Source organism: Pseudokineococcus sp. 1T1Z-3 (assembly GCF_037482365.1).
Classification (GTDB): domain Bacteria; phylum Actinomycetota; class Actinomycetes; order Actinomycetales; family Quadrisphaeraceae; genus Pseudokineococcus.
Window position 1 is genome coordinate 98,899 of record NZ_JBBHZF010000019.1, and the last position, 10,042, is coordinate 108,940.

Annotated in this window: 8 protein-coding genes; 7 read left to right on the forward strand and 1 reads right to left on the reverse strand. The window is 79.0% G+C overall.

Going from position 1 to position 10,042, the window contains the following annotated elements; translation table 11 throughout:
• Window positions 1-25: 25 nt before the first annotated feature.
• Window positions 26-4,732: an FtsK/SpoIIIE domain-containing protein gene (locus WDV86_RS06980; protein WP_339566882.1), complete on the reverse strand. Its 4,707-nt coding sequence runs from the start codon at window positions 4,730-4,732 to the stop codon at window positions 26-28.
• 129 nt (window positions 4,733-4,861) lie between these two features.
• On the opposite strand from WDV86_RS06980, the gene WDV86_RS06985 reads away from it, so the two are divergent.
• From WDV86_RS06985 to WDV86_RS07015, 7 genes are all read left to right on the forward strand, one after another.
• Window positions 4,862-6,088 (forward strand): CpaF family protein, encoded by a 1,227-nt coding sequence (locus tag WDV86_RS06985; protein WP_339566883.1) that lies wholly within the window; start codon window positions 4,862-4,864, stop codon window positions 6,086-6,088.
• Window positions 6,088-6,951, forward strand: a complete 864-nt coding sequence (locus WDV86_RS06990) for a type II secretion system F family protein (protein ID WP_339566884.1) — start codon at window positions 6,088-6,090, stop codon at window positions 6,949-6,951. Before WDV86_RS06985 ends, WDV86_RS06990 begins: the two co-directional genes overlap by 1 nt.
• Window positions 6,948-7,931, forward strand: coding sequence for a type II secretion system F family protein (locus tag WDV86_RS06995; RefSeq protein ID WP_339566885.1), 984 nt, complete (start codon window positions 6,948-6,950; stop codon window positions 7,929-7,931). Before WDV86_RS06990 ends, WDV86_RS06995 begins: the two co-directional genes overlap by 4 nt.
• Window positions 7,932-8,045: 114 nt before the next feature.
• Complete coding sequence (locus WDV86_RS07000; protein WP_445262976.1) at window positions 8,046-8,315, forward strand: hypothetical protein; 270 nt, start codon at window positions 8,046-8,048, stop codon at window positions 8,313-8,315.
• 17 nt (window positions 8,316-8,332) lie between these two features.
• Window positions 8,333-8,722, forward strand: a complete 390-nt coding sequence (locus tag WDV86_RS07005; RefSeq protein ID WP_339566892.1) for a TadE family protein — start codon at window positions 8,333-8,335, stop codon at window positions 8,720-8,722.
• Complete coding sequence (locus tag WDV86_RS07010) at window positions 8,719-9,222, forward strand: pilus assembly protein (protein ID WP_339566886.1); 504 nt, start codon at window positions 8,719-8,721, stop codon at window positions 9,220-9,222. The genes WDV86_RS07005 and WDV86_RS07010 overlap by 4 nt, the downstream gene beginning before the upstream one ends.
• 77 nt (window positions 9,223-9,299) lie before the next feature.
• On the forward strand, window positions 9,300-9,743 hold the full coding sequence (locus WDV86_RS07015; RefSeq protein WP_339566887.1) for a hypothetical protein: 444 nt from the start codon (window positions 9,300-9,302) through the stop codon (window positions 9,741-9,743).
• Window positions 9,744-10,042: the final 299 nt, after the last annotated feature.

A 10,042-nucleotide genomic window follows, 5' to 3' on the forward strand; every position in this document is an offset into this window, starting at 1 on the left:
GGCATGGGAGCAGCGACCACGCGGGTCAGCCCGGCGGGCCCGGCAGCGCCACCTGAAGCACGCTCGACGCGCCTCGTCGCACGAGCAGCCCCCGCCCGGGCACGGCGCCCCGTGGCCACCGTCCGCCGCGCAGCCCCACGGCCTCCCCGTCCAGCGGCCCCGAGGGCGCGAGCAGGACACCGCTGCGCCGACGCCGGCCCACGCCGAGCAGGCCGGAGGACCGCGCCTGCGCCGCAGCGGTCGTCGCGGCGACGACGACGAGGGCGCCCGTGGCGCGCGGGCCCCGCGCGCCGGCGGCGCCGTCGGCGGACGCGTCGTCGGGGACGGTCAGGGTGCGGCGCACCAGGGCGTCGACGACCTCGGCGACGGCAGAGCCCAGCGCGGTGCCCTCCAGCAGGTCCGCGTCGTCCACGAGGAGGAGCACGGGAGGTCCGCCGTCGGGCACGGCGCGCTGGAGGCGGCCGGCGGCGTCCGGCGAGCCCGGGTCGACCCGGAGCACCTCCTTCGGCCCTGGCGCCCCGGCCGGGGGCGGGCCGCCGACCAGGACGGTGCGCCACCCGCGCGCGGCGCCGGAGCGCCCGAGGGTCGCCAGGGCGCTCGTCCGGCCCGAGCCGGGCGGTCCCAGCACGAGGCAGACGGGCCCGTCGAGCTCCGGCTGCAGGGCCACCGTCGTCGCCCCCGGGCCGCCGACACCGAGCAGGAGGCCGTCGGCGGGGGGCGAGAGGGTGTCCGCCAGCACCCGGCCGGGCAGCGCTGGCAGGCGCAGCGCCGGGTCGCCGAGCGCCGGAGCCGGGCCACCGAGGGCACGGGGCGGGGCGCCCGGCCCGACGGTCGGGGCCCCGTGGTCGCCGTCGCCCCGGTGGTCTGCCAGGCGGGTGACGAGGGCCACCTGGACCTCGACCGGGCCGCCTCCGGGATGGTCGGCGGGCGAGCCCGCCGGGACGGCGTCCGTGAGGTCGCCGGTGAGGTCGCCCGGGTACCGGGTCGTCGCCGGACGCGTGTCGTCCGTCCCCGCGCTGGCCGTGCTGGCCTCCGGCCCGCCCGGTCCGTGGTCGGCGAGCAGGACGCCGCGTCCCGCGGGGACGTCGACGGGTGCCTCGCGGGCCGGGAGGCCGGCGAGCACGGCGTCCACGGGGTCGGTCACCCGCAGCACGAGCCGGGTGCCGAAGGCTGCGCCGAGCCGTCCGCCCAGCAGCCGGGGCGCACCCGTCAGGAGGACCAGGACGCCGGCGCCAGGGCCGTCGCGCAGCAGGTCGGCGAGCTGGTCGGCGCACGTGCTCCCCGCCTCCTCCCACGCGGCCTGAGCGGCCTCCCAGCCGTCGAGGACCAGCAGGAGCGTCGTCCGCGCGCCGCCGCCACCGTGCGCGCCGCCACCGTGCGCGTCGTCGGCCGCGGTGCCCGCCGCGCGCGCCGCGGCCCGCCGGGCGGCGACGACGGCGAGGAGGTGAGCCAGCACCCGGCCGGCGTGCTCGACGTCGTCCCCCGCGACGACGGAGGCGACACCGGGCAGGGCGGCGGCCCCGGCCAGCGCGCCGGAGGTGTCGACGACGTGCACAACCAGCTGCCCGGGGGTCGTCTGCGCCGCCGCGGCCGCGAGCACGGCGCGGGCCGCCCCGGTGCGCCCTGACCGCGGGGCCCCGACGACGAGCAGGTGGCTGAGGCGGGTGAGGTCCCAGCACAGGTCGCTGCGCCGGGCCGCGGCCGGCTCGTCGACCAGGCCCCACCGCAGCCGCAGGTCCGGGCTCGCGCCGGAGCCGGCGCGGACGGCTGCCGGCAGCGGCACCCGGGTCGGCAGCGGCGGCAGCCACGGCGAGGCGGGCGCCGGCGAGCCGAGCGAGGCCCAGGCCGCCCGGACGGCGGCGAGCGCCGGCGCGAGCACCTCCTCCGGCGGGGGAGCGGACGTCGCGGGCACTGTCGTCCGTGCGCCCTGCTGGCCTTCTCCGGCCCGGCCTTCTCCGGCTCGGCCCGCCCCGGCCCGGACGACGACGCGGGGCCCGGCGGTCGTCGTCGCCCCCGCCGAGGCCACCTGGACCTCCTCGAGCGCGCCGCCGCCCGTGCGCCACAGCGACCGTCCGGGCACGGACGCGGGCAGCCGGGCGGCGTCGCGGGCCTCGACGACGTCCAGGGAGTCGTGCTCGTCGCGCACCCGCAGGGCGATGCGCAGGTTGACGTTCGCCGCGACGTCGGCGCCGACGACGCCGGCCGGCCGCTGCGTCGCGAGGACCAGGTGCAGGCCCAGAGAGCGGCCGACGGCGGCGAGGCGGACGAGACCGTCGACGAAGTCGGGCAGCTCCTCGGCGAGCACCCGGAACTCGTCGACCACGAGGACGAGGCGGCCGAGGACGGGGTCGTGCCGACGCCGTCGTCGGCGGTAGTCGGCGAGGTCGCCGGCGCCCACCCGCCGCAGCAGCCGCTCGCGCCGGGCCACCTCGGCGCCCAGGGAGCGCAGGGCCCGCTCGGTGAGGCGGGAGTCGAGGTCGGTGACCAGGCCGCTGACGTGCGGCAGCCCCGCGACGGCCGAGAAGGCCGCGCCGCCCTTGTAGTCGACGAGGACGAAGGAGAGGTCTTCCGGCGCGTGGTGCAGCGCGAGGGAGAGCACCAGCGTGCGCAGCAGCTCGCTCTTGCCCGCGCCCGTCGTGCCGGCCACGAGGGCGTGCGGGCCGTCGACGCCGAGGTCGAGCAGCCGGCTGCCCTCCGCGTCGGCCCCGACGGGCACGGGGACGAGGCTGCCGCTGGCCGCAGCGACCGCCCAGGTCGCCGTCAGCTCGGCGGGCGTGGGCCACCGCCCCGCGGGCAGCAGCTGGGGCAGGGCCAGCCGGGTGGGCACGCCGGCGGCTGCCCCGGCGCTGCCGGCCTCCCGCAGCGGCGCAGCGGCACGGGCCGTGCGGGCCGCGGTGGCCGGGCCGACCGTCGTGGGCGTGCCCCGCAGCGGGTCGGCGCCGTCACCGCCTCGCACGAGCAGGTCGAGGCCGTCCTCGCCGCCCAGCTCGGCGACGACGCCGCAGCCGTCGGGCAGGTCCTGCTCCCGCGCGAGGACGACGGCGCACACGGTGCCGGCGCCGCCGCGGGAGGGAGCGCCGGGCCCCGCCTCCGCCGCCGCCGCCGCGAGCAGCCGCCCCAGCCCGGTCGTCGCGCCCACCTCTGGCCCGCCGTCCACGACGAGCACGGTGCGGGGCGCGGGTCCCGTGCCCGGCCGCGCCCGCCCTCCCGGCTCCTCGCCCGGGCGCTCCGCCCCGGCCAGGAGCGCGGCCACCTGGGCGGTCCGCGCGCCGGCGTCGGCGGCGACCGCGTCCCACCCGGCGTGCGGCAGCCACCGCACCCAGGCCCAGGCCGCCGCGTCGTCGGTGAGGACGACGACGCGCAGGCCCGACGGGGCGTGCAGGGCGGCGGCCTGCAGGAGGACCCACCGCACCAGCCCCCGCTCGCTGCCCCCGTCGCCCCCGGCGCGCGTCGCGCCGCGGGCGGCCCGCACCCCCAGCCCGTCGGCGAGGTCCACGACGAGGGGCACGTCGGCCAGGCGGGGGCGCTCGGTGCGGCGGCCGCCCGGCCCCTCGGGGTCCTCGACCTCCACGCGGGTGCTCGAGGGCGCGTCACCCGTGCCGAGGGCCACGAGCAGCGGGTCGCCAGAGCGGCGCTCCCAGAGGTGGGGACCGGCACCCGCGAGCGCGTCGACGACGTCACCCGCGCCCGGGCACAGCCGGCGCAGCAGGCTCTCCTCGGCCTGCAGGGCACGGCGCACGTCCTCCTCCAGCGCCGCGGTGCGGCGGGCCGCGGCGTCGGCGTCCGCCGCCACCTGCTTGCGCCACGCGCGGCGCTCGGTGCTCGTGCTGACGACGGCGACGAGCGGCGAGGCCAGGCCCATGAGCAGCGCCCACGGGCTCCACAGCAGCGCCATCGGCACCGCCACGACGAGCGGCACCAGCGAGGCCACCCAGGCCGTGCGGGGCCGGGCGGGCGGCTCGGGGCGCCGCGGCCGCACCAGGCGGGCGCCGGCCCGCGCCGGCGGCGGGGCCGGCGGCCGCACGACGACGCGGGTGCCGCGCCCGTCCCACGTCGCGGGGCGACGGGGGGCCGCGCCGAGCCGCAGCTCGACCGTGCTCGCGCCCGCGACCAGACGGGCGCCGGCGCGCACGGGGGTGCCCTCGCCGCAGCGCCCACCGCGTGGCCCGCCGTCCGGCTCGCTGCTCGAGTCCCGCGCGAGCGAGACGCCGTCCACCCGTGTGCCGTTGGTGGCGGCCAGGTCGGCGACGCGTGCGCCGTCGCGGTCGACGTCGACGCGCAGGTGCCGTCGGGACAGGCGGGGGTCCGCCAGGCGGACGTCGGCTGCCTGCCCGCGCCCGACCACCCACGAGCCGGGCGGCAGCGGCACCACCGCGCCGGCGTCGGGCCCCGCGACGACGTGCAGGGACAGCGCGCAGGCCGAGGGCACCTCCCGGCGGGGCCCGGGCACCGCGCGACGCGCCCGCCGCACCAGCACCGCGCCGTGCACGAGCGGTGGTGCCCCGAGGACCGTCGCCGGGGTCAGCGGCACGCCCCCGCAGGCCCAGCCGTACCCGCCGGGCCCCGCGGCGGGCGGGCGGCCCAGCACGGCGGCGAGGTCCTCCTCGACGTCGTCGAGCACCGGCGCCGACCCGTCGGCGCGGGTGCGCAGGTCGACCTCGACCTCGACGTCGACGACCGCGCCGGCGCGGGCGGCGTCGACGAGCGTCAGGCGGAGCGTCTCGGCGTCCATGCCGCTCACCCTGACGGGCGCCTCGCACGGCCGCCGGCCTCGTCCACAGGCCGCATCTCACGCAGCGTCATCCGAAGGGGACTGTGGACAACCCGAACGGGACCGACCTGCCGACCTAGCGTGACGGGCGTGGACGCGGTGACGATCGTCGAGGGCGAGGTGCGCGAGCTCGTGCGCCGTCGCGGCCTGGACCCGGTGCGGGAGCCGGCGCTCCTGCGCTTGCTGGTCGAGGACGTCGTCGCCGACTACGACGAGCGCTCCCTGCTGGGTCCGCTGCCCCGCCTGCCCGAGCAGACGGGTGTCGTCAAGACGGTGGTCGACGCCGTCGCCGGTCTCGGGCCGCTGCAGGTGCACCTGGAGGACCCTGAGGTCGAGGAGATCTGGATCAACGAGCCCGGCAAGGTCTTCGTCGCCCGCGGCGGGCGCCCCGAGCTGACGACGACCATCCTCACGCCGGAGAAGGTCGCCGACCTCGTCGAGCGGATGCTCAAGACCTCCGGGCGCCGGGTCGACCTCAGCTCGCCCTTCGTCGACGCGAGCCTGCCCGACGGCAGCCGCCTGCACGTGGCCATCCCCGACGTGACCCGGGAGCACTGGGCCGTCAACATCCGCAAGTTCGTCGTGCGCGCCGACCGGCTCGACGACCTCGTCGCCCTCGGCTCCCTCACCGCCCGCGCCGCCGCCTTCCTCGAGGCCTCGGTCTCCGCCGGCCTCAACGTCCTCGTCTCCGGCGGCACCCAGGCGGGCAAGACGACGATGCTCAACTGCCTGGCCGCGGCGATCCCCTCGCGCTCGCGGGTCGTCACGTGCGAGGAGGTCTTCGAGCTCAAGGTGCCGCTGCGCGACTGCGTCGGCCTGCAGTGCCGGCAGCCGAGCCTGGAGGGCACCGGCGAGATCTCCCTGCGCCGCCTGGTCAAGGAGGCCCTGCGGATGCGGCCCGACCGCCTGGTCGTCGGAGAGGTGCGCCAGGAGGAGAGCCTCGACCTGCTGGTCGCACTGAACTCCGGCCTGCCCGGGATGGCCAGCATCCACGCCAACAGCGCGCGGGAGGCCGTCTCGAAGATGTGCGTGCTGCCGCTGCTCGCGGGGGAGAACGTCAGCAGCCGCTTCGTCGTGCCGACGGTCGCGAGCAGCGTCGACCTGGTCGTCCACCTCGCGCTGGACCGGGACGGACGCCGGGGCGTGCGCGAGGTCGTGGCCGTCCCGGGGCGGGTGGAGGACGAGGTGGTCGAGGTCGCCGACGTCTTCACGACCGTCGGCGGGGCCCTGGTGCGTGCCGACGGCTACCCGCCGCACGAGGACCGCTTCGTGCGCGCCGGGCACGACCTCCAGGCGCTGCTGGGGGGTCGCGCCTGATGGGCTCGCTCGTCGGCCTGGTCGGCGGGGCGGGTCTGTTCTGCCTGTGGTGGGCGTGCTGGGTGCCCGACGAGCGCCGCGGCCCCCGGCGGGGCCCGCGGCGCCTGCAGGGGTTGCGCGACGAGCTCGTCCAGGCAGACATGGCCGGCGTCTCGCCGGCCGCGCTGGCGGCGGCGAGCGTCGTCTGCGGGCTGCTCGTCGGCGTCGGCGTGCTGGCGGTCGCGGCCTCGCCCGTCGTCGCCTCGGCCTTCGCGCTCATCGCCGCCGCCGGCCCCCGGACGCTCGTGCGGGTCCGCGCGCGGGGGCGCCGCACGAGGACGCGCGAGCAGTGGCCCGAGGCGGTGGACCACCTGACCTCGGGCATCCGGGCGGGCCTGTCCCTGCCCGAGGCGCTCGCCCAGCTGTCGGTGCGCGGCCCTGCGGAGCTGCGCCCGTCCTTCGCCGCCTTCGCCGAGGACTACCGCGCGACGGGTCGTTTCGGGGACTGCCTGGACCGGCTCAAGGCCTCGCTCGCCGACCCGGTCGCCGACCGCATCGTCGAGTCGCTGCGCCTGACCCGCGAGGTCGGTGGCAGCGACCTGGGCCGCCTGCTGCGGACCCTGTCGGTCTTCCTGCGCGAGGACGCGCGCACCCGGGCCGAGCTGGAGGCCCGCCAGAGCTGGACGGTCAACGGCGCACGTCTCGCCGTGGCGGCGCCCTGGCTCGTGCTCGCGCTGCTGGCGACCCGGCCGCAGGCCGCCGAGGCCTACGACAGCGCCACCGGCGTCCTCGTGCTCGCCGGGGGAGGCGCGGCCTCCGTGGTCGCCTACCGGCTCATGGTGCGCCTGGGGCGGTTGCCGGAGGAGGAGCGGGTGCTGCGATGAGCGCGACGACGCTCACCCTCCCGGCTGCCGCCGCGGCCGGGAGCACGCCCTGGTCCTGGCCCGGCGCCGGTCTCGGCCTGCTCGCCGGGCTGGGGCTCGTGCTCGTGCTCCTGCGGCTGCCGGCGATGCGGCGGGTCGGCCTGCTGGAGCGGGTGGCGCCCTACGTGCGCGACGCCGTGCCGCCGTCGCGGCTGCTCGCCACCGAGGCCGACGCCGGGCCGCTGGCCGTCGTCGAACGGATGCTCGCGCCGGTCATGGGCGACGCCGTGGCAGCGGTCGAGAAGGTCCTCGGCGGCCGGGCCGGGGTCCGCCGCCGGCTCGACCAGCTGGGCGAGGGCTTAGGCGTCGAGGACTTCCGCGCCCAGCAGGTCGTCTGGGGCGTCGGGGGCCTGCTGCTCGGCACCGGCGCGGCGGCCGCACTTGCGGGCGCACGCGGCGTCGCGGTGGTCCCGCTGGCGCTGCTCGTCCTGCTCAGCGGCGTCAGCGGGGTGCTGCTGCGTGACTGGTGGCTCAGCCGGGCCGTGCGCCGGCGCGAGGAGCGCATGACCGCCGAGTTCCCCACCGTCGCCGAGCTGCTCGCCCTGTCGGTGAGCGCCGGCGAGGGCGCGGTCGGGGCGTTGGAGCGGGTCTCGCGCACGTGCGGCGGCGAGCTGTCCGGCGAGCTGCGGCGCACCCTCGCCGAGGCCCGCGCCGGCGCCACGCTCGTGCAGGCCCTCGCCGGGCTCGCCGACCGCACGAGCCTGCCGAGCCTCGCGAGGTTCGTCGACGGCGTCGCGGTGGCCGTCGAGCGCGGCACCCCGCTGGCTGACGTCCTGCGCGCCCAGGCCCAGGACGTGCGCGACGAGGGCCGCCGGGCCCTGCTCGAGAGCGGCGGGCGCAAGGAGATCGCGATGATGGCGCCGGTCGTCTTCCTCGTCCTGCCGATCACCGTGGTCTTCGCCGTCTACCCCGGCCTCGCCGTGCTGCGGCTGGACCTGTGAGCGCCGGCGCGACGGCGCGCCGGACGGCCGCCGACCCCCGGCCCGCCCCACCTGACCTTCCGGCGCGGGACGTCCGCGACGGGTGCCCCGAGGAGGAGACCCATGACCGAGGCGATGACGCGCGCGCTCAGCACGAGCAGGAGGGCCGGTGGCGCACGAGCGGGCGAGACCTGGAGGGCCTGCGCCGGCACGTACACCCGGGCGGCCACGGCGACCGGCGCCCGGGTGCGGGCGGCGGCCCGCGGCGACCGGGGCGACGTGCCCGGCTGGGTGATGGTCACGCTCATGACGGCCGGGCTCGTCGTCGCCCTCTGGGCGGTCGCCGGGCCCCGGCTCCAGCTGGTCTTCACGACGGCCATGGACCGGGTTCTCGGCGGCGGCTGAGGGCGCGGCCACCCGCGCTGCGCGCCCGTCGCGGCGAGGTCGGGTCGGCGGTCGTCGACATGGCGCTCGTCGCCGGCCTCCTCACGCTGCTCGTGTCCGCCGTGCTGCAGCTGTCGGTCGTGCTGCACGTGCGGGCGACCGTCGTGGACTGCGCCTCGGAGGGCGCCCGCTACGGCGCGCTCGCCGACCGCACGCCCGCCCAGGGGGCCGAGCGCACCCGCGAGCTGGTGTCGGCCGCGCTCTCGCCGGCGTACGCGCGCGACGTCACCGCGACGACCACGACCGTCGGCGGCCGCGAGGTGGTCGAGGTGGTCGTCCGCAGCCCTCTGCCGGTGGCCGGGCTCCTCGGGGTGGGCGACGCGCTCACCGCCCGCGGGCACGGCCTGGTCACGGGCACGCCCCCGTGACCGCGGCGGCGGCGAGAGCCGGCCTGCGCCGCAGGGCGCGAGCCGTCGTCGGCGGGCACGGGGAGGCGGGTGCGGGGGAGCGCGGCAGCGCCCTCGTGGAGTTCGTCGTCCTCGGGACCCTCCTGCTGGTCCCGGTGGTCTACCTCGTGCTGTGCGTGGCGCAGCTGCAGGCGGCCGCCTTCGCCGTCGAGGGGGCGGCACGAGAGGCCGCACGCGTCGTCGCGGCGCCGGGTCCGCAGGCGGCAGCCGCCTCGGACGCTCGCGCGGTCGTCGATCTCGCCCTCGCCGACCAGGGCTTCGAGCGCGGGTCGGGCCGCCTGGAGGTGCGGTGCGAGGCGACCCCGTGCTCCAGCCCGGACGCGCGCGTGACGACCACCGTGTCCCTCGACGTCGTCCTGCCCGGCGTCCCGGCGCCCGTCACGGCGCTCGTGCCCGCCTCGGTGCGGGTCTCGGCCTCCGGCGTCGCCGTGGGGGACCGTTTCGCCGGGACGACGCCGTGAGGCCGTCGCGGGGGAGCGTGGGAAGGACGCCCGTGCGACGGCGGCTGCGTGCGCCGGCTGCCAGGGACGAGGGCCAGGTGGCCCTGCTCGTGCTCGGCTACGCCGTCCTCGCGCTCGCGCTGGTCCTCGTGGTGACGGGCGTCTCGGCGGTCCACCTCGAGCGCAAGCGCCTCCTCGCCGTCGCGGACGCGGCCGCGGGCGACGCGGCGGACGCCCTCGACGAGGGCTTCTACTTCGGCGAGGGGGCGGGTACCCCGCTGGAGCGCGGGGTCCCCCTCACCGACGCGGCGGTGAGGTCCGCGGCGGCCGAGCACCTGAGCAGCAGCCCGGCCGCGCGGAGGCTCGACGGCGTGCGGCTGGGCCCGGGCACGGGCAGCCCCGACGGGGTGACGGCACAGGTCCAGCTGAGCGCCCCGGTGCGCCTGCCGCTCGTGGGCGTCGGCGTCCACGACGTCGTGGGAGGTGACCGCCTCGTCATCGTCGTGACGGCGCGTGCCCGGGCGCAGCTGGGTCCGGCCTGACCGACGCGGCGGGCGTCGGGCCGTGACGTGCCGGGCTGCGCACGGGCTCGTGCCGTCGCCGGTGCGCTACCACGACCCGGCGCCGCGTGGGCGAGGTCGAGAGCACCCCAGGACGTGGGGTAGCGTTCATCTCACCGCAAGGGGCCGGGACACCGGCGCCGGGTCGGCCGCCCGAGAGGGTGGGTTGACCACCTGGACCGCCTGGTCTAGGTTGGAGCGGTTGCCTCCTGGAGGTGCGGGCCACGGCCCGGACGCCAGGCGGGTCTGCTTCTTGAGAACTCAACAGCGTACCGATGTCG

What these genes read in the sequence shown, in the direction of transcription:
- WDV86_RS06990 (WP_339566884.1), top strand. Translation starts at nt 6,088, where the DNA reads ATGGGCTCGCTCGTCGGCCTGGTCGGCGGGGCGGGTCTGTTCTGCCTG.
- WDV86_RS06995 (WP_339566885.1), top strand. Translation starts at nt 6,948, where the DNA reads ATGAGCGCGACGACGCTCACCCTCCCGGCTGCCGCCGCGGCCGGGAGC.
- WDV86_RS06980 (WP_339566882.1), bottom strand. Translation starts at nt 4,732, where the DNA reads ATGGACGCCGAGACGCTCCGCCTGACGCTCGTCGACGCCGCCCGCGCC.
- WDV86_RS07000 (WP_445262976.1), top strand. Translation starts at nt 8,046, where the DNA reads ATGACGCGCGCGCTCAGCACGAGCAGGAGGGCCGGTGGCGCACGAGCG.